Source organism: Cupriavidus sp. GA3-3 (assembly GCF_000389805.1).
Classification (GTDB): domain Bacteria; phylum Pseudomonadota; class Gammaproteobacteria; order Burkholderiales; family Burkholderiaceae; genus Cupriavidus; species Cupriavidus necator_D.
Window position 1 is genome coordinate 104000 of record NZ_KB944479.1, and the last position, 23780, is coordinate 127779.

Genomic DNA, 23780 nt, shown 5'->3' on the forward strand with positions numbered 1-23780 from the left:
TCGTATGCCCAGAAAAATCCCCCCCCTGAACCCGCTCCGCGCCTTCGAAGTATCGGCGCGGCAGATGAGCTTTACCAAGGCGGCCGAAGAGCTGTTCGTGACGCCTTCGGCGGTGAGCCACCAGGTCAAGTCGCTGGAGGAGAACCTGGGCATCGCGCTGTTCATCCGCGACTCCAAGACGCTCACGCTCACGCCGGCGGGCAAGGCGTATCTGCCTGGGGTGCAGGAAGCCTTCCGCCAGCTGGAGGTCGCGACCTACCAGCTGCACCGCGAGAAGAGCGCTTCGCTGCTCAAGATCAATCTGCCGCCGACATTCGCCGTCAAGTGGCTGATACCGCGCCTGCGCGGCTTCGACCAGGCCCATCCGGACCTGGACCTGAAGGTTTCCACCTCCAAGCACATGGCGGACTTCTCCCGCGACGACGTGGACATGGAGATCCGCTACGGCCGCGGCGTCTATGCCGGCCTGCATTCCGAGATGGTGCTGCCCGTCGAGGTCTTTGCCGTGTGCAGCCCGGTGCTGCAGCAGGGGCCGCACCCCATCGAGGGGTTTGCAGACCTGAGGCACCATGTGCTGCTGCATGACGACAGCACCTATGACGACGTCAGCAACCCGAACTGGGCCACCTGGCTGACGCACATGGGGGTGCATGACCTGGACACCACCCGCGGGCCGTCCTTCTGGCCCAGCCACCTGGTGATCGATGCCGCGATCGACGGGCAGGGCGTGGCGCTGGTGAAGAAAAGCTGGGTGCAGCAGGACCTGGCTTCGGGCAGGCTGATGCGCCTGTTCCCGGAATACGGCCTGCCTGTCGAGTTCGCGTACTACCTGGTGTTTCCGCAGGATCGGCTGGGCGATCCGCGCATCGCGGCCTTTGTCGGCTGGATGCGCGAGGAGCTGGCCCGGGGACCGTGATAGGTTTCGGGGCCTTACCTGCCGCCAGCGACCTGCCCGATCCGGTAGATGCGCGCCGCATTGCCGGCCCACAGCGCCTGCTGCTGGGCGGGCGCCAGAGGCGCAATGGCCTCGGCAAAAGCCGCGACGATGGCCGGGTAGCTGGTGACCAGGCTGTCGACCGGGAAGTTGCTGGCGAACATGCAGCGGTCTGCGCCGAAGATGGCAATGGCGTCGCGGATCACCGGGAGGTTGGCCTCTGCGGACCAGGGGATGTTGCGCTGGCCCAGTCCCGAAATCTTCAAGGCGGCATTGGGGGCCTGGGCAAGGGTTTCCAATGCCCTCCTCCAGCCGGCCAGTCCTTGCGTGCTGCGGTCCGAGGGCAGGCCGGTGTGGTTGAGTACCAGCGTGGTGGCCGGAAAATCGCGCGCCAGCTCCAGGGCCTGCTCCAGGTGCCACCACGGCGCCTGGAGGTCGAAGGACAGGCCGAACTGCTGCAGCAGCGCATATCCGTCGCGCCAGCGCATGTCGTCCATAGAGCCCGGTTCGCCGCGGCAGAAGTCGCCGATCCGCGCCGCCACCACGGGCTTGTGGCGGATGCCGCGGACCATGTCAAAGGCGGCCTGCGCCGCCAGCACCTGCCTGGCATCAGCGGCGCCCAGATCCGCGTGCGCCACCACCACCGAGGGCCGCTGGTAGCGCTGCGCCAGCGTGGCCAGCCATTGGGTTTCGTCCACCGGCGTGCCGCGATCCCACTCCGCTTCGATATGGACCGTGGCCACCGGCGCGCAGCCCCGGGTGTCGGCCGCGAAGTCGTCGGACAGGTAGTTGCGCTGCAGCGCCTCGTAGCTGCCGTACCGGAAGTCATGGACGGTTTCGCCCTGCAGCCAGGGGTAAGGGTTGCGGCCGAGGTCCCAGAAGTGGTGGTGGGCGTCGATGAAGGCCGGAATCCCGGCGTTTGCAGAAGTCATGGTCGATGAGGGCGCGCAGAAGGGCTGCAGGAATGTACCGCTTATGCGGCCACGGCGACCTTGCCCTGAGCGCCGAACGCGCCCGCATTGTGCAATTGTTCAATGCGCTCGGACGACAAGCCGAGTTCGGCAAAGACCTCTCGCGTGTGCGCGCCGAGCAGGGGCGCCGCGCGGCGGATCTGCTGCGGTGTGCCCCGCAGCTTGACCGGAAAGCCCAGCACCTTGACCTTGCCTTCGACGGGGTGGTCCATCTCCATCACCATGTCGCGGGCCACGGACTGCTCGCAGGCCAGGGCTTCTTCGTAGTTGTGGATCGGCGCTGCTGGCACGCCCGCGGCGAGCAGCAGATCCACCCATTCGGATGCGGGCCAGCGCGCAAACTCGGCCTCCAGCAGCGGGATGAGCACGGCCCGGTTCTTGATCCGTTCCACGTTGTCGGTGAAGCGCGGGTCGGCGAGCAGGTCCTGGCGCTCGATCACCTTGCACAGGGCCGCCCACAGCTTGGGGTTGGCGGCGCCGATGACGAAGTGGCGGTCCGCGGCCTTGACGGCCTGGTAGGGCGCGCTCATGCGGTTGGCGCTGCCCAGCGGCGTCGGCACGCGGCCGGTGCCCCAGAATTCGGCGCTTTCCCAGATCGACAGCCCCAGCGCGGTCTCGAACAGCGAGGCATCGATGTACTGGCCCTGGCCCGTCTGCTCGCGGCCGATCACGGCACTCAGGATGGCATAGGCGGCAAACAGGGCGGCGCCCAGGTCGGCAAAGGGCACGCTGGACTTCATGGGCGCACCGCCGGGTTCGCCCATCACGCTCATGGGGCCACAGCTGGCCTGGGCGATCAGGTCCAGGCCGGGGCGCATGGCCCAGGGCCCGGTCTGGCCAAAGCCCGAGATGCTGGCATAGACCAGGCGCGGGTTGATGGCCTGCAGCGTGGGGTAGTCGATCTTCAGCCGCGCGGCCACGCCGGGGCGGTTGTTCTCCACGAGCACGTCGGCGCTGCGCACCAGCTCGTAGAAGGCCTCGAGTCCCTGCGGGTTCTTCAGGTCAATCTCGACGCTGCGCTTGTTGCGGTTCAGCGCGATGAAGCCACCGCTGTCCTCGCCCTTGAGCTTGAAGCCCATGGCGCGGCGGGTCTGGTCGCCCACGCCGGGCGTTTCGACCTTGATCACGTCGGCGCCCATGTCGCCCAGCAGCATGCAGCAATAGGGGCCGGCCATGATCTGGCTGACGTCAAGGACGCGGATGCGGGAAAGTGGAAGAGTCATTGCAGTCGGAAGGAAGAGATGGGGAAGACGGGTTCAGCGGCCGACGAAGCTGGGGCGCTGCTTGGCCAGAAAGGCCTGGAAGCCGATTTGGAAATCCTCGGTCTCGAAGCACTCGTAGGCGACTTCCTGCTCGGCGTCGGTCAGCGATCCGGGCTGGGCCAGCCGGTGGACGAAGCCCTTGTGCCAGCGCGCCACCAGCGGTGCGCCGGCAGCGATGCGGCGGGCCGCGGCATAGCCCTCTTCCAGCACGGCTGCATCGGGCACCACACGGTTGATCAGTCCTTTCTGCATGGCTTCCGCCGCGTCGAACACGCGGCCTTCGAGAACGATCTCCAGCGCCACGGCGCGGCCGGCGAGCGCGACGAGGGCGCCCAGCTCGCCGTAGGACATCACCAGGCCCAGGCGGTTGATCGGGGCGCCGAAACGGCTGGACTCGCCGCAGATGCGCATGTCGCAGACCGCGGCCAGTTCCAGCCCGCCGCCGACACAGGCACCCTGGATGACGGCCAGCGTTGGATGCCGGCTCTCGGATACCGCTTTCATGGCCCGGTTCGTCACCTTCCCATAGGCCATGGCCTGGGCCTTGTTCAGCCGGGTGCGGGGAAACTCCTCGATGTCGGCACCCGCCGAGAAGGCCCGCTCCCCCGAGCCCCGCACCACGATGCAGCGGACCGAGTCATCGGCCTCCAGTTCCTGCATCAGGTCGCCCAGGCGCTGCCACATCTCCAGGTTCATGGCGTTCATCTTGTGTGGGTTGTTCAGCGTGAGGGTGACGATCTGCTGTTCGTCGCGGGAGAGGAGGATGGCGTCTTCCATGGTTCAAATGCCTTTGTCGAATGGGGCGATGGGGTCACGCATGGAAAGAAGTGTAGGAAAGGCGCTGCTGGCTCTCAACCGAGAAAAACTGGGCGTCTGCACAAGAAAAATTCAGCCTGCAGTGCATGAGAAAATCTCGTCGATCGCTTGAGTTAATCCACGTTGTTGCGCGTGATCGCGACTTCTAAACTTTCTGCCAAACAAGCCTGCCAACCCCTACGGACTGGCCCGGAAAAGCAGGCCCTGGACAAGGAAATCAAGGAGGCAGCACATGCAACGACGTCAATTTCTGGCCGCCACAGGGCTGGCCGCCCTGCACGGGATTTCGCTGGCAAGCGAGACCGAAGCGCTGTTGCCCAAGACCCCGATCCGGATCATTGTGGGATTTCCGCCGGGCGGCGGAACCGACGTCATGAGCCGTGTGCTTTCGCAGCAGCTGAGCCTGCGCTGGAACCGTACCGTTATCGTCGAAAACAAGGCGGGCGCTGCGGGCGTCATCGCTGCGGAGTACGTTGCGAAGCAGCCGCCGGACGGCGCTACCCTGCTGATGACCAATTTCAGCAATCACACCATTGCCCCCAGCCTCTATCCAAAGATCGGCTATGTCGCGGAACGCGATTTCACACCCATTGTGCTTGTGGGCACTACGCCCTGCCTGCTCATCTGCCGAAAGGAGCAGCTCGCGCAGACGATTGCCGAGATCATTCAGCGCTGCAAGGAAAACCCGGGCACGGTGAGCTTCGGGTCGTCGGGGCCTGGCTCCATCCAGCATCTGGCGCTGGAGATGTTCCAACTGCGCGCCGGAGTGAAGGCGCTGCACACCCCGTATCGCGGCTCCGCGCCCATGATTTCGGACCTGATGGGCGGCCAGATCGACTACAGCTTTGAAACCATGACTTCGGCCGCTCCCCATGTGAAGAGCGGCAAGGTGGTGGCGATTGCCCAGACGGGGCTGGCACACGCCAAGGCACAGCCGGACGTTCCCACGGTGGCGGAGAGCGGGTTCCCGGGTTTTGACGCCAAGGTCTGGTATGGCCTTGCCGGCCCGCGCGGCTTGCCGGATGCCCTGGTGCAAGCCATGAACAAGGATGTGAACGAGGCACTGCTGGTCCCTGCGGTAGCAGAAAAGCTGGTGTCGTTCGGTGCCGAGGATGGCGGCGGATCCGCCGCCCAATTCAACGCTTTCATTGCCAGCGAAAAGAAGAAATGGACGCAGGTGATTCGTGATGCAAAGGTGACGGTCTGAAGATGAATACGGAAAAATTTGTAATCGATTGCTCTCTTCCCGAGGACCGGGCCGCAGCGGCCCTGGTGGGCCGGGTGTGGCGCCCGCAAGGCGCAGAGGGCCGCCTGGAAGGCCCGTGTGTCGTGGCGGTGCGCGGCGGGCGGCTCGTCGATCTGAGCAGGCAGGTGGCGACGATGTCCGACCTGCTGGAGCGCGACGACCGGCTGCAGCTGGTCCTGAATGCAGGAGGCGAGGACCTGGGGCCGGTGGAGGACTGGCTGGCCAGCAGCCTGTGCCACGGCGGCGATCCGCGGCATCCGCATCTGCTGGCGCCCTGCGATCTGCAGGTCGTGAAGGCGGCTGGCGTGACCTTCGCGGCCAGCATGCTGGAGCGGGTGATCGAGGAGCAGGCCAGGGGCGAGCCCGAGAAGGCGCATGCCATACGGGCCTCGATGACGGCCATCGTGGGAGAAGACCTGTCGGCCATCAAGCCGGGCTCTGATGAGGCGCGCAAGCTCAAGGAGGTGCTGTCCGCCCAGGGGCTGTGGTCGCAGTACCTCGAGGTAGGCATAGGGCCCGATGCCGAGGTGTTCACCAAGGCGGCGCCGCTGTCGTCGGTAGGGCATTGCACGGCGGTCGGCCTGCATCCGGCATCGCACTGGAACAACCCGGAGCCGGAGATCGTGCTGGCCGTGAACTCGCGCGGCAAAATCGTGGGCGCGACCCTGGGCAACGACGTGAACCTGCGCGACTTCGAGGGGCGCAGCGCATTGCTGCTCGGCAAGGCCAAGGACAACAATGCCTCCTGCGCCATCGGTCCCTTTGTGCGCCTGCTGGACCAGCATTTCACGCTTGAGGACATAGCCTGCGCCGAGGTGCAGCTGACAGTCTCCGGCACGGACGGTTTTGTGCTGAACGGCAGCAGTTCTATGCAATACATCAGCCGCTCGCCCGAGGGCCTGGTCCGGCATGCGATGGGCCGGCACCACCAGTACCCCGACGGCATCTTCCTGCTCTGCGGAACCATGTTTGCCCCGACTGAGGATCGCGGCGCGCCGGGGGCCGGTTTTACCCACCATATGAACGACCAAGTCTGCATCTACAGCGCCAGGCTGGGCGGGCTGTTCAACCCCGTCGGGCTCAGCGACCAGTTGCCGGCCTGGACCTTCGGTATCGGCGCGCTGATGCGCAATCTGGCCGCGAGAAAGTTGATCTGACATGAGTTTTCCTAATATTGGTTTTGTCGGCATAGGCCTGATGGGCGAGGCCATGACGCTGCGCCTGCGCGATCTCGGCTATCCGGTCTTTGTCTCGAACCGCGAGCCCGAGCGGCTGGCCGCGGTGGCGGCTGCGGGCGCTACGGCGCTGGCATCGCCGGCTCAGGTGGCCCGGCAGTGCGATGTGGTGCTGATGTGCGTGCTCGATGATGCGGCGGTCGACTTCTGCACCCGGGGGCCGCAGGGCATTGCGCAGGCTGAAGGGGGAGCGGGCAAGCTGATCATCGATTTTTCGACCATCTCGCCCCGCACCACGCGGGACCTGGCAGCGTATGCGCGCCAGCATGCGGGTATGAACTGGATGGATGCACCGGTGTCTGGCGGGCCGCAAGCGGCACGCGACGGCCAGCTCACCATCATGGCGGGCGGCAGTGCGGAGGATTTCGAGCGGGCGCGCCCGGTGCTGGAAGCGTTGGGCAGCCAGGTGTCGCTGATGGGCCCGGCAGGTGCCGGCCAGACGGCAAAGATCATCAACCAGGCCATCGTCGGCGTGGGCTTTGTGCTCATGAGCGAGGCCGCCTTGCTGGCCGAGGCTTCCGGCATCGACGCGGCGCGGTTGCCGGCTTGCCTGAAAGGCGGGTTTGCGGACAGCGTGCTGCTGCAGAAGGTCTATCCGCGCATCCATGAGCGCCGCTTTGATCCACCCATTGGCTATGCGCGCCAGCTGTCCAAGGACATGGACGCGGTGCAGGCCTTTGCGCGCGATGCCGATTGCGATCTGCCCATGGTGCAGGAGGCTGCGCGGCTCTTCGCACGCTATGTGGAGGGCGGCGCCGCGATCGCCGATTCGGCCTCCATCATCCGCCTGTACGAAATGGGGCAGGCCAGAAATCAGGATCGCCAGGGCGGCAACGAGGGAGAGGGCGCATGAAGCAGACCATCACCTGCGTAGAAGACCTGCGCGTGCTGGCGCAAAAGCGCGTGCCGCGCATGTTCTACGACTATGTGGACGTGGGCTCCTGGACCGAGAGCACTTACCGGGCCAATTCCGCGGACTTCCAGAGCATCCTGCTGCGCCAGCGCGTGGCGCTCGATCTGTCACAACGCTCGGTGCGTTCGACCATGGTGGGGCATGACGTGGCGATGCCGGTGGCCATCGCGCCCACGGGCCTTACCGGCATGCAGCATGCGGACGGTGAGATCCTAGCCGCCCGCGCGGCCAAGGCCTTTGGCGTGCCGTTCACGCTGTCCACGGTCAGCATCTGCTCCATCGAGGATGTGGCCGAGGGTACGGACGGCCATCCCTTCTGGTTCCAGCTGTATGTGATGCGCGACCGTAAGTTCGTGCAGCGGCTGATGGAGCGGGCCGAGGCCGCAGGCTGTTCGGCATTGGTGGTGACGCTGGACCTGCAGATCAGCGGCCAGCGCCACAAGGACCTGAAGAACGGGCTTTCCGCGCCACCCAAGCTCAGCCTGCTCAATCTGCTGAACATGGCCGGCAAGCCGCGCTGGTGCCTGGGCATGCTGGGCACCCGCCGGCACAGCTTCGGCAACATCATTGGCCACGTCGATGGGGTGGACAGCATGACTTCGCTGGCCGAATGGAGTTCGCAGCAGTACGACCCCGCGCTGAGCTGGGACGACATTGCCTGGATCCGCCGCCTGTGGAAGGGCAAGCTGATCCTCAAGGGCATACAGGACGTGGAGGATGCGCGTCTGGCCGTGGCCAGCGGCGCCGATGCCGTGATCGTCTCCAACCACGGCGGGCGGCAGCTCGATGGCGCGCCGTCCTCCATCCGCGCACTGCCGGCCATCGCCGAGGCGGTTGGCCAACACATCGAGGTCCATATGGACGGCGGCGTGCGCTCGGGCCAGGACGTGCTCAAGGCCATTGCCCTGGGCGCCAAGGGCGTCTACATCGGGCGGGCCATGCTCTACGGCCTGGGCGCCATGGGCGAGCAGGGCGTGGCCCGGACGCTGGAAATCATCCGTAAGGAGCTAGACCTGACGATGGCGTTTTGCGGAAAAACGGACATCAGGAATGTGGACGCATCCATTCTGCTTTTCTCTTGAGAACGAATTTAAGAGCGTGTTCACGATCTCTACGCGGCGCGAGGAGATCGTGAACACACTCTTACAACACCTAACCGGAGACACTCATGAACCATTCCCTTGCCCAAACCATGTCGGCGGCTCGCCGCAAGCAGCTGCTTGCCGGCATAGGCCTGCTGTCGCTGGCCGCCGCTCCAGCCTTGGCCCAGCCCGGCGCCTATCCGCAGCACTCGATAGAGCTGGTCGTGCCCTACCAGGCCGGCGGCGGTGCCGACGTGATGGCTCGGGCCTTCTCCAAGGCCGCGGCCAAGGTGATGCCCCAGGGCATCGTCGTCGTCAACAAGCCCGGCGCGGCCGGCGTGATCGGCTGGCAGGAGGTCATCCGCGCCAAGCCGGACGGCTACAAGCTGGCACTGACCACGGTGGAAGTGACTTTTCTGCATTACCTGGGCCTGGCCAAGTTCGACCAGCATGCGCTGCGCCCGATTGCCAAGCTGAATGCGGACCCCGCCGTGATCGTGGTGCGCAGCGATGCGCCGTATGCGAGCATCGAGGACTTCCTGGCACAGGCGCGCAAGCCTGATTCCAACGTACAGATAGGCAACGCAGGCCAGGGTTCCATGTGGCACATGGCCTCGGCCGCATTGGCCGAAAAGGGCAAGGCCAAGTTCAACTACATCCCCTACCAGGGCGGCTCGCCGGCACTGCTGGCGCTGCTAGGCAGGCATATCGATGCCGTGATCGCGAGCGCACCGGAAGTGATTCCCTATGTCAATTCGGGCAAGCTCAAGGCGCTGGGCGTGATGTCGGAAAAGCGGATCAAGGGACTGGAGAACACGCCCACCATGCGTGAGAAGAACATGGACCTGGTGCTGGGCACTTGGCGCGGTCTGGCCGTGCCCAAGGACACGCCGGAGCCGGTGGTCCAGGTGCTGCGCGAGGTCGCGGAGAAATCCATGCGCGATCCGGAGCTGCGCCAGGTGATGGAAAAGCAGTTCTTCACCACCGACACCTATGAGAATACTGCCGCCTTCACCAAGAGCATGGCCAAAGAGAGCGCGGAGCTCAAGGTGATTGCCAGCGGCATCTCGCTGCAATAAACACGTTCCAGCACGCATTGAAGGCTGGCCGCTTAGTCTAGCCAATTGACCCGATTGCCCGGCCGCCACGCACTTGTCGTCTTGCACCCAGCGGGACGGATCGAAGTGAAGGTGGAATTGGAGGGGGAGGGCGCTGCGGCTACTGTAACAAGAGCGGCCCTCGTTCGATCGGCACGCAAAATCATAGAAGGCCAGCTCCATCTGCCCGATTATGTCTTCTCGCGGCCGGAAGGCAGCCGAGCAAAGCAGGCATCGTCTCGGCATTCGCTGCGGATTATCGTACCCACCCGTGCGGGGGGCGGCAACGATCTTGGTCGCCCACATGAAGCGCGAGCCTGGAAGGTTTCGCTACGCGTCCGCAGGGGACGGTACACCGCCCCACTTTGCCGCAGGGCTTTTCCAACTGGCCACTGGTACTTCGGTGCGCAGTACCACCTTCGAGGGCGCAGCGCCTGCCATCGCGTCGACCATTGACGGACAGACACAGGTTATGTTCGCCAGCCTGCTGACAGCGTATCGGCCAGTGGGTGCCGGTCAGTTGCGAGCCCTGGCAGTCGCCGGACCCAAACGTCTGCCAGTGCTGCCAGAAGCACCGACGCTTGCGGAGTTGGGCGTTAGGGGCATGGAATTGACTCAGTGGTATGGTCTGTTCGCCCCGGCGGGAACCGCTGCCACGATGGTGGAACAGCTCAATGGCGCCTTGTCTGCAGTCCTACGGGATCCAGAGGTCAAAGCGGGCTTCGAGAGGTATGGCGCAACCCCCGAGCCAGGCGGTCCTGAGCTGCTCGCAAGACGGGTAGAGACTGAACTAGAGCGCTGGCAGCGCATTATTAAGGTGTCAGGTCTTGCGCCTTCGTCGATCGACGGTGACCCAGTGCAACAGTTTCTGGAGCCCTGCTAAATTGCCTCGCAAGGGTGGTGGTCGGTACCCGATGTGGTGCTTGAAACTGGGCACGCTCGATAGGTGGGTTTCGCCTGCCGTGAAGGAGAGCGTGCAAAGGTTGGGGAGGCCACCAAGAAAGTGCCGCTTAGGGACCGCGCCGGTTGTGTGTGGACTAGGCTGATCGGTATCGCAACGGTCGGAGCAAACCATGCGGTTGATCATCGAAGCCAGGTTGGCGGACGAGGGCAGCGATAATGGCCAGGGCGTCGACGGCGTTTTGGCAGTGATTGAGCGCTGTGACGGTAGTCTTGCGGATCTGGGCCTGACCCTCGCGGAGGGCCGGTCGCTGTTGGCCAAGGTTCAGACCGAGTTGGTTTCGAAACAGGTCGCGGGATGGCTCTCGGGCCAGACTCGTTGTCGGTGTTGCGGGGCGGCCTTGAGCCACAAGGACCGCCGATCGACGGTGGTGCGCACGGTGTCGCACGCGGCAGGATTCTCGATTGGTTCCACATCGCTATGAAGTTCAAGGCGGCGCAGCGTTCCGTGTTCGGCAGTAAGGTCATCGATTCACTGGAACGAGAGTCGATAGAGACCGAAATCATGCACGCCAAGTGGCTCGCATGGCATGGCAAGGGCCGCAAAGCGTTGGAGCGCATCAAGGCATTGGACGCGCAGCTCCTGACGAGGACGGGGTATGAACTCAGTACGCTGTGGTGGAACCTAGATAGAGTCTGCGGGTACCTTCGGAGCAACGCGTCCACGTTGGTCAACTACGGCGGCCGGCATCGAAAGGGCTTGCCGATCAGCGGCGGAGTCCGCTGTGAATCAGGTCATCAGCCAACGCATGGCTAAGAAGCGACAGATGCGCTGGACGGACGAGGGGGCGCACTGCATGGTCCAGGTCAGGGTGGCGGTTTTGAACGGAGAACTCTCACCCGAGCGCATCTCCGCACTGGCGATCGGCTCGCGTCACAGCAGATGCTTCAATAATTGTTCCCCCCCGCCGGCATCAGCCAGACAGAATCGACCGCGACATCCTCGTCGCAATCCAGGGCGCCTGACGAAACGGTCTCCCCAAATTTTGCACGCTCTCACTTGGATCGAAGGCAAAAGTGTCATTTCGCACGCAGTCCGCATGAATTTTGCCACTTCGCATCCTAGACTTCGAGAGCTGAGAGCTGAGAGCTGAGAGCTGAGAGCTGAGAGCTGAGAGCTGAGAGCTGAGAGCTGAGAGCTGAGAGCTGAGAGCTGTCCGTTAGTTCTTGATCTGATGGTAAATTTTCCGCATTTCACGCAACCGGTCGCGCTTGTTTGACCGTCTGGCGCACACCCATTGGAAGCCTTTAGCCCGAGGCTGGGACGACGATTGACGGGTCGGGAAGCTGCGCGCTCCCGAAATTGCCTCAAACAAAAAGGGGAACCTAAAATGCGCCATTTCGCTGCACTGGGTTGTCTGACGGCTGTCGTTTTGTCCATTCAGGCCGCGCCGCTGCCCGACTCGAACCGGCCGGCACCCGGCACGGAGGCAGCGCGTTCGGCCCGCCTAGTCGACCGTGACGGCGACCGGGTCTCCGATGATCTGCAGGCGCGGATCGCGGCGGCACGGCCAGGTGACCTCGTCCGTGTCGTCGTCACGTTCAGCGGCCCGGGCACTGCGGCCACGGCGCGGCAGGCGGTCGGTGCTTTCACGCTGGACCGCGAATTCAGGATCATCCGCGGATTCTCCGCCACCATGACGACCGCCCAGATAAGGGCGCTGGCGCAGCAGCCTGGCGTGCGGCGGATCGAGGAGGACTTCACCGTTTCGACCAAGCTCAACGCCGCCCGCGCCGACTTCGGCACGGAAGCGGCACGCGCCAGCTTCGGGGTTGACGGCGCCGGCATCAAGGGTTGCATCGTCGACACGGGCGTCGATCCGAACCACGAGCAGCTTGACGCGCGACCGATCCCGTTCTTTGATGTCATCAATGGACGGACCAGTGCATATGATGACCACGGCCACGGCACCCACGTCGCGTCGATCGCCTTCGGCGACGGCACGGGCGGCTCGGGCGCCGCCACCTACAAGGGCGTGGCGCCCGGCGCAGCGATCTACGCGGCCAAGGTGCTCGACCAGTCCGGCTCCGGACTCGAGAGCCAGGTCATCGCCGGCATCGACTGGTGCGTGTCCCAAGGGGTGCGGATCATTTCCATGAGTCTGGGCTCCAGCGCGCCGTCAGACGGACAGGACTCCCTGAGCCAGGCCGTCGATGCAGCGGTGAGCAGCGGTGCTGTCGTGGTGGTGGCGGCCGGAAATTCCGGCGACGAACCAGGGACGGTCGGCTCGCCCGGGGCCGCAGCGCAAGCCATCACCGTGGCGGCATGCGCGGAGTGGTCCGCTCCCGCCGGCGCGCCCAACCATTCGGACGGCATCTACGTGACGCCGTTTTCGAGCCGGGGACCGACGCTGGATAGCCGTGTCAAGCCGGACATCTGTGCACCCGGACTGACCATCACGGCTGCAGAGGCCGGCACGGTCAGCGGTTATGTAACCTACAGTGGCACCTCCATGGCCACGCCGTTCGTCTCCGGCATCGTCGCCCTGGCGCTACAGGCGAATCCGATCCTGTCGCCAGCGGGCCTGCGGCAGAAGCTCGAAGCCACGGCGCAGGACCGCGGCCCCGCCGGCAAGGACAATGATATCGGCGCCGGGCTCCTTGACGGCTACGCCCTGGTGGCCAGCGCCAAGGGGGGCACCAGCTACCAGCCGACCGTCTTTCCGACGTATCGCAGGGTCACCGGCAGCGTGGCGAATCATGGTCAGTGGAGCTACACGTTCTCCATCGCCCAGGCTGACCTCGGTGTTCCCATCGGTGCCATGGTCACCATTAACGGCCAGGCGAAATGCATCCTGCCGCTATTGGGCGGCTGCTTCGCCGCGCAGTGGGATCCCGATCTCGACGCCCGGCTGCTGGACCCCAATGGCGTCGTGCTGTCCGAGAGCCTGTGCATGGCCGGCGTCGAATGCGGTGGCATCGGCCGTCAGGAAACGCTGCACGCACTGCCAACCGTGGCCGGGACGTACACCATCCAGGTGTCCCCGTCCGAGGACAGCGTGAACCTGGGCAAGGGCGGCAGCTTCGCCCTGGACCTGTCGAGCGGCCCTCGAGCCGACATCGCGAGTCTGCCCGTGGTGCACGTGGGCGGCCTGAGCGCCAGCAGCACCGGAAACAAGACGGGATGGACCACCACCGTCACGGTCACGGTGCACGATGCCAGCCACAACCCGGTGCCGAACGCAACCGTGAGCGGAACCTGGAGCGGCGGCTACAGCGGGAGCTCGGCCTGCACAACGGGCGCCGGCGGACAGTGCATGGTCACGAGCGGAACGATCTCCAAGCGAAAGAACAGCGTGACCTTCGCCGTGACCAACATCACCGGCACGCTCACCTACCAGGCCAGCAGCAACGACATGACAAGCGTCACGGCGACAAAGCCGTGATGCGTTCGCGCGCGGCTGCGACCGGCATCGCTTCGATCTCAGCCCTGACCGCGTTCCACAGGTCGTGGCTCAGGTAGCGCGTGATCCGCGGCCGGGTCGGGGGCGCCCCGGCGAGCGAGCGCGAGCGGATTGCCGGCCAGGTAGCCGGCTTCGGTCAGCCACGCGAACACTCGTTAAGGATAGCCAGCGCCTGGCGCACGCAGGGGGGCGCGAGCTTGCCTTGGCTCGTTTCCCAGGGATTGGCCAGAACGATGCCGACTCCTTCACCCGCGCGATTCCTGCCTGGTACGGACCGACATATACGATTGCACCGGATGTCCTGCCGGGCCTTCACTCCCCGGTGACGACTACGATCAACTCCGTCCTGGCAATCTGGTCCGTGGAAGTCGCTCTGCTTCTGGGCATTCTGCTGGTTGTTGCCACCGCTTTCCGCGAACTGCGTGACCGGTTTGCCGCTGGAACCAGGGATGCGGTCGCCGGGGCGTTGCTCGCGTCGGTCAACACCGCTTCGGAGTACGGTTTCGGAGGTGTCGTCGCCGCGTTGCCGGGCTTTGCTGCTGTCATCGGCACGCTCGGGAGTATCCCCAACCCGCTTGTAAAGGTCGCGGTGTCTGTCAGTGCCCTCGCAGGCATGACGGGTTCGGCGTCGGGCGGGATGAGCATAGCCCTCGCTGCGATGTCAGATCTGTTCGTGAAAGGTGCACAAGCCGCGCAAATCTCGCTCGAGGTGCTTCACCGTGTCGTGGCAATGGCGAGCGGAGGCATGGATACGCTGCCGCATAACGGTGCCGTCATCACATTGCTTGCAGTGACCGGTCTGACGCACCGGGAATCCTATCGTGACATCTTTGCGATCACGATGATCAAGACGCTCGCCGTATTCTTCGTGATTGGTCTCTATTACTCATTCGGTGTGGTCTGAGAGAGGACTCACGGCTGTCGCCCGAGGCAGCACGTGCAAGCATGCACGTTCATACTTTCAATGAATCAGGAGCAAACCATGGATCAAAAGGTCGCCCTAGTTACGAATGCCTCTGGCTACGCCGGTCCGCCTGCGGTGGCCGCATTGCTGCAAGCAGGCTTCCGCGTTTTCGTGGAAGACGACACATTCACCGTCCAGGATGGCTGGAACAAGTTCGTCGCCTCGCATCCGGGCGCAGAACTTCTGAGCGCCGAAACGCCTGAGCTCCTGCTCGAGGCATTGTGGCAAAAAGCGGGTCGCGTCGACGCCATCGTCAGCAATGACCATTACCCGGCGATACACCGATCCTCGACCGATGTATCGCTGGATGACCTCCGGCAGACGCTCGAAATGCTCGTGGTCCGGCCGTTCGCACTAGTGAGGGCCGCAATCCCTCATTTCAAGGCCCAGGGCGGCGGGAACGTCGTCATGATCACCTCATGCCGAACGCATCTTCCGATGTATGGCGCGGCAATTCCCGATGCGGCCAGGGCTGGAGCAAATGCCCTGCTTCGTTCTTTCGCCATTGAACTTGCCCCGCTCAATATTGCAGTGAACGCAGTCGCCCCAAACTTCCTTTACAGCGAAGCCTACTACCCGCGCGCCGTTTTCATCGACGCCCCGGCCGGGAGGGAATACGTGAAGTCCGAGGTACCTGTGGGTCGACTTGGTCATCCCGAGGAAATCGGCGATCTGATTCGGTACCTGGCATCAACCCAGTCTCGCTTCCTGACCGGTGCGGTGGTCGATTTCTCCGGTGGATGGCCGGCAGCAAAGGTCCGCCCCGGGAGCTGACACCAACCTTGTACCGTAGCCAGGCCCGCAATCATTTTTTTACAAATCCCGCAGCCAAGCCCGCATACGATGCACCAGCAGGTCAGCGCGCCCGTAAAAAAGCAGGGCTACCATGGCTGGCGACGTGAGGCGCGGTTCAGGCGACGACAGCTTCCCGGCTGCCGGTCAAGCTGCACAATCCGAGCTCCTCGGGCGTAAACTCCGGGCCGCGTATTGCCCCGAATGCCTGAGCCGCAGCCAGCGTCCGGGTCGGCGCTTCGTTCAGGCGGTCTGGGCCTTGCAAGCGGAACGAGACCGGCGACAGGGGGCCGAACAACAGCGCGCGTTCGAGCTCGGGCCAGCGCGCCAGATCGGGCTCCACGCCGATCTGGCGTGCCAGCGAGACCGCAAGATCATGTAGCACTGGCTGTTGCCCGCGCTGCCGCATCGCCCGGCACGCCGCCAGCCCCTGAGCCATCTGTGTCGGCGACGGCATGGGTGCCAGGCCGGCCAGCGTGTAGGCAATCCCATGCGGCCAAGATCGGCGAGGATGCGGCGTGGGGACAGCATACCTGGCTGGAAGCGTAGAGCCGAGATCAGGCTGGGCGTCAACCTCGGAGGCGCCCCCGATGGTGCAGAAATACTTCTGGCTTGCCGCGCGGGTCGCGCCTTATGTCTTGCTGGTCCAGCCGATACGATGCCGCTCCTGCGTAGCTTCGTGTCGCGCATCCTCTTCGCTGTGCAGGTAGGCGCTGGTGGTCGCGATCGAGGCATGGCCAAAATTGTCGCGCACAAAACGCAGGTCGACCTGCTGATCGGTCATGTGCGAGCCGGCGGTGTGGCGCAGCCAGTGCGCCGAGGCGCTCGCCAGGACATCGGCCTGCGCTTTCCATTCGGGCCCGCGCGCGCGCAGGCGCGCGGCTGCCATGGCGAACACTTCCTTCAGCACCAGGTGCAGCGCCCCGCGTGACAGGGCCTTCTCGCGACCCTCGCGACCCGTCTCACGGCCGATCACCGGCAGCACCAGCGGACGCGTTTCCCCAGGCTGCGGGGTCGGCGCCAGGCCGTGGGCGCGACGGTAGCGCGCCAGTTCGGCGACCAGCTCGTCGGAGGCCGGCACCAGCCGGGTCTGGTTGCCCTTGCCGGTCACCTCCAGCCACCAGCGCTCCACGCCCGAGCCGTCGCGCCGACAAAAGAACGCCCCCATGGGGGTGCTCGTTAGTTCCGACGCGCGCAGCCCGCCTAGGTAGAGCACCGTCAGCACCCAGCGGCAGCGCGCCGCATGCAGCCGCTCGCGCTCGGTGCCAACCGGCATCGCCTCGACGGTTTCCTTGACGGTCGCCCACAGCTCGTGGCTCAGGTAGCGCGTGATGCGCGGCTTGGTGGGGGCGCGCCGGCGCCGGGCCAGCGCGAGCGGGTTGCCGGCCAGGTAACCGGCCTCGGTCAGCCAGGCAAAGAGCGCATTCAGGATGACCAGGGCGTGTCGCACGCTGGCGGGCGACAGTGGCCCGGCAAACGGGCGCCAGTCGGGGTGGCTGCGCGCGAGCTTCTTGCTGCCGGTCAGGACCCAGCGCGCGGCCGGCTGGGGGGCGGCCAGGAAGCGTTCATAAACGAGCAGGTCTTCGTGCGTCAGTGAAGACAGTGGCTTGCCCAGTTGCAGCACGGCCCACAGGATCAGTCGCTCGACCTCGCGGCGGTAGGCGGAGAGCGTCGCCGCGCTGTCGGTATAGCGCGCGAGCCAGGCGGTGACGGCGGCGAGGTCGTCGGTCGCGGCAATGCGGGTGGCCGTGGCCGGTGCGCGGTTGCTGCCGGCCGCGCCGGACAGCGCCAACGGCAGCCGCAGCTGCTCCAGTGGCGTGGGCAATGCGGTGAGGAGGCCGGACACAGGCGGGCAGGGCGGATGGGCGGGCGATTCCAAGGTCGGGTCAGCGTGGGAGGCGGTTCGAGCTGTTATTATAGACATAAGCGCAGTTATGTCTAAAGTCGTCCCTAGAAAATTGGATATAGATCATATTACGTAGTAATATTTATCATCACTTTTCCGTTTTTCTCCCGATGGCCGCTGCCGACCTGGATCTGACCGACACTGCGCTACAGGCCGCGATGGCCAACGACATTGCCGAGCTGCGCGGGCGCTTTCCCGAGACCCGCGCGCTGTACCGCGAGGTGTGCGGCCTGCTGTTCTTCCGCTACGGCGTCACGCCCACCGCCAACAAGCTCTACAGCCTGGTGCGCAAGGGCAGCATGGGCACGCCCGCCGAGGTGCTGCAGGCGTTCTGGCAGGAGCTGCGCGGCCGTACGCGCGTCACCATCGACCATCCCGACTTGCCGGAGGCGCTGAAGGACATCGCGGCCGGGGCGGTGCAGACCATCTGGCAGGCGGCCAACGAGGCCGCCACCGGCGAGCTGGCCACGCTGCGCGCCGAGGCCCGCCATGCGGCCAGCGCCGCCGAGGCCGAGCGCGACGCCGCGCGGACCGAGACCGCGGGCGCGCGGGAGGAGGTGGCCGCGATCTCGGCGCAGCTGGCCGAGGCGCGCCAGGCGCACGACGCCGTGCAGGCGGAGTTGGTGGCGGAGCGCCAGGCGCACGCGGCGACGCAGGCCCGGCTGGACGCGGGGCGGGCGGAACTGGAGGCCGCGGGTAGGCAGTTGGCGGAACTGCGCACCCAATTCTCGACCGAGCTCGCGCGCGCCCGCGAGGCGGTGACGCTCGCCCAGGAACGGACCGAGGCCAGTGAGCGGCGCGCCTTACGCGAACTGGACGTGGAGCGTACCGCGCGCCAGCAGAGCGAGCGCACGGCCGAAGCGTTGCGCGGCGAACTGGTGGCGGCGCGCAGCGAGGCCCGCGACGCGGCCGTGGCGCAGGCCGAAGCCCGCGCCCGGCTCGAGGCCCAGGCCACCACGCTCGCCGATCGGCTCGCCAGCGCCGAGCAGGCGCAGCGCAAAGCGGCGCACGACCTGGACGCGGTGCAGGCGGAGCTGGCTGCGGCGCAGCGCCGGGCCGAACGGGCCGAGGCCGAAGCGGCGCTGGCGCGCCAGCTGCTGGCAGAATTGCGGATGGGACCACCTGAGCGGCGGGGGGAGAGTGGTGGCGGGCGGCGGCGCAAGGCCGGGAGCCCGGCGCCGACCGAGCAGGCGGTGCCAGGCGAAAAACAGGACCAACAGCTGGACGAACAGCAAGACGACAAGCAGGGCGCGCCGACCGCCGCCTCCAATCCGGAAGACGGCAGCGACAGGCAGTGACGACAGCAACGACAGCAAAAACTGAGCGGGCGGCGGCGATCCGCTGGATCCAGGCGGAGATGGCCGACTACGGGCTGACCATGGAGGAGTTGGAAGCGGCGGGGTGCTTCGATCCGCCACCGCCACCGCCACCACCCGCACCAGCGCCAGTGGTCTGCTACCGCAACGCCGCGGGGCAGAGTTGGGACGGGCAGGGCCACATGCCCGACTGGCTGCGGCGGGCGGTCAATGCGGGGCAGAGCGTGGAGTTTTTCCGGGTCGGATAGTCGCCGGGTTCGCCGCTTGCCGCTGCCCGCGCATTCCGGAGCACCTCCCTTGCGCTATCATCCGGCCCATCTGGTCCACAGCAAACGACAGGAGCAGCCAATCATGCGACACATCGGTCAGACCGTCTCGTTCATCCGTCCCGACGGCCAGTCGGTCAACGGCTACCTTGCCAGGCCGGATCTCACCGACGGCGCCCCGGCCATCATCGTTGTCCAGGAGTGGTGGGGGCTGAACAACCAGATTCGCGGCGTGGCTGACCGCCTTGGGCGTGCCGGTTACTACGCGCTGGTGCCTGATCTCTACCGCGGCGCCAGCACGGTCGAGCAGGAAGAGGCCCACCACCTGATGTCCAAGCTGAACTTCGGCGACGCCGTGGCGCAGGACATCCGCGGCGCCGTGCAGTACCTCGGCACCCTGAGCAGCCGCATCGGTATCACCGGCTTCTGCATGGGTGGTGCGCTGACGCTGCTGTCGCTGAACGCCATCCCCGAGCTGAAGGCAGGTGTGCCGTTCTACGGCATGCCGCCGCTGGAAGCCATCGACCCTGCCAATATCAAGGTGCCGGTGCTCGTTCACTCGGCCGCGCAGGACGCGTTCTTTGCGGCCGAGGACTTCGACAAGCTCGAGGAGAAGCTGCGCGCCGGCGGCGTCGACGCGACGTTCCACCGTTACCTCGCGCACCATGCCTTTGCCAACGAGGAAGCCATCGGCGACGGCCGCATCGCCGGTACCCAGTACGACGCCGCTTGGGCGCAGGTCGCCTGGGACCGCACGCTGACGTTCTTCGCGCGCCACCTCTGGCGCTGATCATCGCCTGCCGGGAAGCATCCCGTCTGCGGCTAGGCCGCCCTGAACGCGGCGATAAGGCGCGATAACGTTCTGCTTATCGCGTCCTCGCCAGCACTGAAACTGCCGAAAGCGTAGTGCGTCGTGGTAGCGTCGGCACCTCAGTCGGCTGTCGACGTGCAGGCGCTCGGAACGGGGGCAAAGTCGAAATGGGCAGCGGCATAAACGGCGTTGCAGGCCCACACCTCTTCACCGTCCTTATAGAACGTGACGCATTTGCCGTCGCTGACGCAGTGCGCGCCGGGGAAAACTTCGTCATGGCCGTTCGAACCGTCCAGTGGGAACGGCGCATGCGGCGTGGCCCAGTAGTGGCCGCTCGGTAGGGGCGAGATCGATTTTTAAGGCATTCTCATCAGCCCCGCAATGCGGGGTCACACAACGCGCGAGCTGCTTCGTGACGGCAAAACAGAGGCACTGTCAATCCTCCAAGGGCGTAGCATCGTCTCGCAGCATCCTCGTGTAGGCTCGCGACCAAACCACCCCCTGCTAGCCGGTGCGATTTCCATGGAACGATACCTTCAGTTTGTGGCCAGGGCCTTCATCGCTGGTGCCATCATTGTGATCGTCGCCATGGTCTCCCGGCAAGTATATCTGCGCAACGCCGCTGAAGCCGGCATCGCCGGCGCGGATGAGGACCCAGCGGTAATGATGCTGATCAGCTGCGAGACGATGCACAACCGCCTTCAACAACGGCATGGTCCGATAGATGTAGCGGATTCTCACGAGCCACGCGCTCGTTGTCGGGAGTCCTGAGTTCGCGCAACGCATGCCTACGGTTTGGCAGTTCACATTGCTTGCGTAACGCTGGCGGCCTGTTCAACTATTGCCACTTGGGGTAATCGTCCTTTTCTTGCCGATTGATACGGTTATCCCAATCAGCCCCGAGTCCCCTGTTGGCGTGGCGTTGCAGCCCATTCGTTGACGTTATTGCGGCCATCCGAGCACTTGTCGTACAGTTTTGACCCGAACGACACCCCAAAAAGTGCAGATGTCGGCATTTGCGTATCGCTACGTTGGCAGGGAAGAGTTGCCTGCCCGCTTGACAGAATTTGACCTGCAGCAGTTCTTTCAGCTCACCAGTGCTGACATCGCGGCAATACGGGAGCGGTTTCGGGCCGACAGATTCGCCGCGGTCGGCCTGCAGCTCGTTTGCCTCCGGGCCTTCGGTCGGCCGTTGGACCGGTTTGCTGTCGTTCCGCGCAATCTCCTTCAGTACGTGTGCGAAGCTTTCTCCGCGCCGTTGCTGTCGATTGCCAGCCTGAAGTCACTGTACCAACGACGTCCGACGTTGTACGAGCATCAGCAATGGGTCAAGGAGTACCTTGGCATCAAGCCGTTCGATGTCACCAGCCAGACCGCTTTGCAAGAGATGCTCCGCGTACAAGCTGCCGCTGCGCCAGACGTGGATGAGCTTGTCACCACCGCTCAGCGATGGCTATACGATCGCTGCCGCCTCATTCCCGGCCAGCGCCAGATCACCAACTTGGCACGGCATGCATTTTCCAGCTACGAGGCGCAAATGCTCGCAGCGGTCAACCGCGCAGTGTCGGCGGCCACGCTGCAGCAATGCATGGAATCCGTCCGCAGTCCACGGGCTGACAGCTCTGCAACGCACCTCGAGTGGATCAAGGCGCCTTCCAGACGCAACGGCCCCAAGAACCTCGCTGAAACGCTGGACAAGATCCGCTACCTGAAGTCCCTCGCTGTGCATGAGTGGAATCTGGATGACATCGCTTTGCCTAAACTGCGTGCCTATGCGCAGAAGGTGCAAGCAAGGCGTCCGGCCAAGACCAAAACACTGAAGGAGAGCACCCAGGCGCTTGAACTGGTGTGCTTTCTACGGATGAGTTTGCTGGAACTCACCGATATCGCGATGCACCAGACCAGCCGACGCAGCCAGGATCTATTCCGACGCGCGGCCAGCACGGCGCAGTTGACGCACACCCGCTCCGCCGTGGAAGACAGGCAGCAGGCGCTCAAGGCCAAGGCCGTCCTGCAAGACAAGAGCAAGTCGACCGAGCAGCGAGTGGATGAAGCCCTGGAGCATCTGGCCGTCGTCACCGACGCGGCGCATTCGAGCTTTGCGTCACACGTGCGCGCGGCCTTGACCGGTGACCATCAGCGGATTCACGCTCTGCTGTCGGGCCTGGAAGGCCTGGAATTCGGCGGCAGGGAAGACGATCCCGGCTTTGCGAACCTCAAGACGTGGCGCGACCTGCAGACACGGAAGCTCAATGCTCTGCCAGAAGACTTTTCGGAGACCGGCGTTGGCACGGCGTGGCATGACCTCGTCCATGATCCTGACCCAAAGCGCGGCTATCAGGCCTTCTCTGCCTGCACGATGTCGAGCGCTACATTGACTCGCTGATCCGCAGTGGCGCAACAACCCGACAGGCTATGGCATAACTGCCATCGAACGCCGCAGAGCAATCTGCCACAGATTGGCACAGGCTGGGACAGCAAAACCGCGGCGGCAATACGGACCCGGCTCGCCAAGCTCACCACTGACGCCGCGCCATTTCCCCCGGCCTCCATGGGCGGCAGCAGGTGGGGCCCTGCCAGAACCGGTGCGCCGCGCTGGGTCAAGCCATGCCTTGTGGCCGAGGTTGAGTTTGCCGAATGGACGCCGTCGAATCAGGTACGCCAGGCATCGTTCAAGGCGTTGCGTAGTGAAACGCCAGCGAGCGAGGTCCGCAAGGAAGCCGTTCGGGTCGAGGCCGGTGCAACGCTCGCTGCCCTGAAGATAACCCACCCTGAGCGGGTGATTGACCCTACCACGGGTATCACCAAACTCGACCTGGTGCGGTACTACGAAAGCGTGGCGGACTGGATGCTTCCGCATCTCGCGGTGCGGCCCGTGGCGCTTCTCCGCGCGCCGGATGGCATCGGTGGCGAAGCCTTCTTTCAGAAGCATGCCGAAACCACGAAGCTGCCTGGGTTGACCGAGCATCCGGCATCCCTATGGCCGGGGCATGGCCGCTTGCTGACCGTTGACTCGGCAGATGCGCTCATCGGGGCCGCGCAACTGAACGTGGTCGAATTTCACACGTGGAATTCGACGACCGTCGATCTTACTCACCCGGATCGCATCATCTTCGACCTGGATCCCGGCGAAGGCGTGTCCTGGCAGCATGTCCAGGAAGCGGCGTTACTGGTGCAGACTCTCCTAGGCGAACTCGGCCTGGCGGCCTGGCTCAAGACCAGCGGCGGGAAAGGCCTGCACGTCGTCGTGCCGGTGGCACCCGAGTTTGACTACGATGTGGTGAAGGCCTTCTCACGCGCGGCAGTGCAGCACCTGGCCAAGACCCTTCCTCAGCGGTTCGTGGCCAAGTCAGGGCCAAGTAATCGCAAGGACAAAGTGTTTGTGGACTATTTGCGTAATGGCATCGCGCAGACCACGGCTGCGGCATTCTCGGCCCGAGCACGGCCCGGCATGGGCGTGTCGATGCCGGTAGCGTGGGATCAACTGCCGCAACTCAAGAGTGCCTACCAATGGACGGTGCGAAATGCCCGGGAGTACCTGAGTTTCCGGACGAATGACCCATGGTGTGATTTCTGGTCAACGACGCAAAGCCTGCGAGGTCCCATGGAACACTTGAGCTGATAGCGTCATGGGTACTCGCTCGTGGAGAGTTGATTTTTCCGCTTACTCAACGCGGGTCGCGCATCACCACAAAGCCCGGATCGCAGTGGTCGTGGCCCGCCGCGATAGCTTCCTCCTCTGTTTCGAATACTCCGGCATCGGTTAGGTTCGGTGTGTAGCCAACGTCCCCGCCTTGAGGAAACA

General features: G+C 64.8%; 20 protein-coding genes and 3 pseudogenes. 18 read left to right on the plus strand and 5 right to left on the minus strand.

Going from position 1 to position 23780, the window contains the following annotated elements; genetic code table 11:
* Window positions 1-4 precede the first annotated feature (4 nt).
* Window positions 5-916, plus strand: a complete 912-nt coding sequence (locus tag C265_RS16020; protein ID WP_037024416.1) for a transcriptional regulator GcvA — start codon at window positions 5-7, stop codon at window positions 914-916.
* Window positions 917-930: 14 nt separating this feature from the next.
* Here the strand turns inward: C265_RS16020 and C265_RS16025 are convergent, their stop codons facing one another.
* Genes C265_RS16025 through C265_RS16035 form a run of 3 tightly spaced genes read right to left on the minus strand, consistent with a single transcriptional unit; the run spans window position 931 to window position 3944 of the window.
* On the minus strand, window positions 931-1866 hold the full coding sequence (locus C265_RS16025) for an amidohydrolase (protein ID WP_010811858.1): 936 nt from the start codon (window positions 1864-1866) through the stop codon (window positions 931-933).
* 41 nt (window positions 1867-1907) lie between these two features.
* A complete protein-coding gene (locus C265_RS16030) occupies window positions 1908-3128 on the minus strand; it encodes a CaiB/BaiF CoA-transferase family protein (RefSeq protein ID WP_037024417.1) in 1221 nt (406 codons plus the stop codon).
* 33 nt (window positions 3129-3161) lie between these two features.
* Complete coding sequence (locus C265_RS16035; protein ID WP_010811860.1) at window positions 3162-3944, minus strand: enoyl-CoA hydratase-related protein; 783 nt, start codon at window positions 3942-3944, stop codon at window positions 3162-3164.
* Window positions 3945-4215: 271 nt separating this feature from the next.
* Here C265_RS16035 and C265_RS16040 point away from each other — a divergent pair, with 271 nt between their 5' ends.
* From C265_RS16040 to C265_RS16085, 11 genes and pseudogenes are all read left to right on the plus strand, one after another.
* Window positions 4216-5190, plus strand: coding sequence for a tripartite tricarboxylate transporter substrate binding protein (locus tag C265_RS16040; RefSeq protein ID WP_010811861.1), 975 nt, complete (start codon window positions 4216-4218; stop codon window positions 5188-5190).
* Between the two features lie 2 nt (window positions 5191-5192).
* Entirely contained in the window at window positions 5193-6386 is a 1194-nt protein-coding gene (locus tag C265_RS16045; RefSeq protein WP_037024419.1) for a fumarylacetoacetate hydrolase family protein, read from the plus strand.
* 1 nt (window position 6387) lies between these two features.
* The gene (locus C265_RS16050) at window positions 6388-7317 is read left to right on the plus strand and encodes an NAD(P)-dependent oxidoreductase (protein ID WP_037024421.1); all 930 of its coding nucleotides are present in this window, start codon (window positions 6388-6390) and stop codon (window positions 7315-7317) included.
* Complete coding sequence (locus C265_RS16055) at window positions 7314-8459, plus strand: alpha-hydroxy acid oxidase (protein WP_010811864.1); 1146 nt, start codon at window positions 7314-7316, stop codon at window positions 8457-8459. Before C265_RS16050 ends, C265_RS16055 begins: the two co-directional genes overlap by 4 nt.
* Window positions 8460-8545: 86 nt before the next feature.
* The gene (locus C265_RS16060) at window positions 8546-9538 is read left to right on the plus strand and encodes a tripartite tricarboxylate transporter substrate binding protein (RefSeq protein ID WP_010811865.1); all 993 of its coding nucleotides are present in this window, start codon (window positions 8546-8548) and stop codon (window positions 9536-9538) included.
* Between the two features lie 322 nt (window positions 9539-9860).
* Complete coding sequence (locus tag C265_RS31460) at window positions 9861-10439, plus strand: tripartite tricarboxylate transporter substrate binding protein (RefSeq protein WP_143010748.1); 579 nt, start codon at window positions 9861-9863, stop codon at window positions 10437-10439.
* Between the two features lie 190 nt (window positions 10440-10629).
* The gene (locus tag C265_RS16065; RefSeq protein ID WP_010811866.1) at window positions 10630-10941 is read left to right on the plus strand and encodes a hypothetical protein; all 312 of its coding nucleotides are present in this window, start codon (window positions 10630-10632) and stop codon (window positions 10939-10941) included.
* Window positions 10938-11273: a hypothetical protein gene (locus C265_RS16070; protein ID WP_010811867.1), complete on the plus strand. Its 336-nt coding sequence runs from the start codon at window positions 10938-10940 to the stop codon at window positions 11271-11273. The genes C265_RS16065 and C265_RS16070 overlap by 4 nt, the downstream gene beginning before the upstream one ends.
* A 574-nt stretch (window positions 11274-11847) precedes the next feature.
* Entirely contained in the window at window positions 11848-13902 is a 2055-nt protein-coding gene (locus tag C265_RS16075) for a S8 family serine peptidase (protein WP_037024422.1), read from the plus strand.
* Between the two features lie 214 nt (window positions 13903-14116).
* A pseudogene (locus C265_RS16080) lies at window positions 14117-14824 on the plus strand (GntP family permease); the annotation flags it as partial.
* A gap of 78 nt (window positions 14825-14902) precedes the next feature.
* Window positions 14903-15658 carry an SDR family oxidoreductase gene (locus C265_RS16085; protein ID WP_010811870.1) on the plus strand — a complete coding sequence of 252 codons (756 nt, stop codon included), beginning with the start codon at window positions 14903-14905 and terminating at the stop codon, window positions 15656-15658.
* A 136-nt stretch (window positions 15659-15794) separates the two neighbouring features.
* On the opposite strand, the gene C265_RS32670 is transcribed toward C265_RS16085, so the two are convergent.
* Both C265_RS32670 and C265_RS16095 read right to left on the minus strand, forming a co-directional pair.
* The gene (locus tag C265_RS32670) at window positions 15795-16133 is read right to left on the minus strand and encodes a hypothetical protein (RefSeq protein ID WP_176844256.1); all 339 of its coding nucleotides are present in this window, start codon (window positions 16131-16133) and stop codon (window positions 15795-15797) included.
* Between the two features lie 174 nt (window positions 16134-16307).
* Complete coding sequence (locus tag C265_RS16095) at window positions 16308-17522, minus strand: tyrosine-type recombinase/integrase (RefSeq protein WP_052181629.1); 1215 nt, start codon at window positions 17520-17522, stop codon at window positions 16308-16310.
* Between the two features lie 170 nt (window positions 17523-17692).
* Between C265_RS16095 and C265_RS16100 the strand changes: the two genes are divergently transcribed.
* From C265_RS16100 to ligD, 6 genes and pseudogenes are all read left to right on the plus strand, one after another.
* On the plus strand, window positions 17693-18880 hold the full coding sequence (locus C265_RS16100) for a DNA-binding protein (protein WP_010811873.1): 1188 nt from the start codon (window positions 17693-17695) through the stop codon (window positions 18878-18880).
* Window positions 18881-18939: 59 nt separating this feature from the next.
* Window positions 18940-19146 (plus strand): H-NS family nucleoid-associated regulatory protein, encoded by a 207-nt coding sequence (locus tag C265_RS31470; protein WP_371258361.1) that lies wholly within the window; start codon window positions 18940-18942, stop codon window positions 19144-19146.
* A gap of 103 nt (window positions 19147-19249) precedes the next feature.
* A complete protein-coding gene (locus C265_RS16105) occupies window positions 19250-19954 on the plus strand; it encodes a dienelactone hydrolase family protein (protein WP_010811875.1) in 705 nt (234 codons plus the stop codon).
* Between the two features lie 543 nt (window positions 19955-20497).
* Entirely contained in the window at window positions 20498-20746 is a 249-nt protein-coding gene (locus C265_RS16110) for a hypothetical protein (RefSeq protein WP_037024426.1), read from the plus strand.
* A gap of 235 nt (window positions 20747-20981) precedes the next feature.
* Window positions 20982-22343, plus strand: a pseudogene (locus C265_RS16115) (DUF4158 domain-containing protein); the annotation flags it as partial.
* A 90-nt stretch (window positions 22344-22433) separates the two neighbouring features.
* Window positions 22434-23597: pseudogene (gene ligD, locus C265_RS16120) on the plus strand (DNA ligase D); the annotation flags it as partial.
* Window positions 23598-23780: the final 183 nt, after the last annotated feature.